The organism is Leifsonia sp. HAY1-4F (assembly GCF_056755275.1).
Window position 1 is genome coordinate 1 of record NZ_JBNDHX010000288.1, and the last position, 272, is coordinate 272.

At 58.1% G+C, this 272-nt stretch carries 1 protein-coding gene; it reads right to left on the reverse strand.

Going from position 1 to position 272, the window contains the following annotated elements; genetic code table 11:
* Window positions 1-76: 76 nt before the first annotated feature.
* Window positions 77-272 (reverse strand): hypothetical protein (locus tag ACPYOG_RS19555; protein WP_481295787.1); only part of this gene is annotated, 196 nt, incomplete at its 5' end.

Below are 272 nucleotides of genomic sequence, written 5' to 3' on the forward strand. Positions count from 1 at the left end.
GTAACGGATCCGAAAGGACGGTAACTCTCGTCTTGAGGCTGCTGCAGAGAAAGCCCCATCCCGAGCCCTCGACATTTCACTTAAGCTCAATGTCCCGGTCCCACTTTCTCCCCGCATCGCGGGGAGAAAGGGTTGATGAATTCCCCTTGAATCCGCCACGATCTTGGCCGAAAATGGAACGGTAGCGTAACGATTTTCGGGGTTGCCCTTGCCGCTTGATCTCTCCGCCTCGCAGGCCCTTGGCCTCTGGCACGGCGTGACGCTCACTCAGG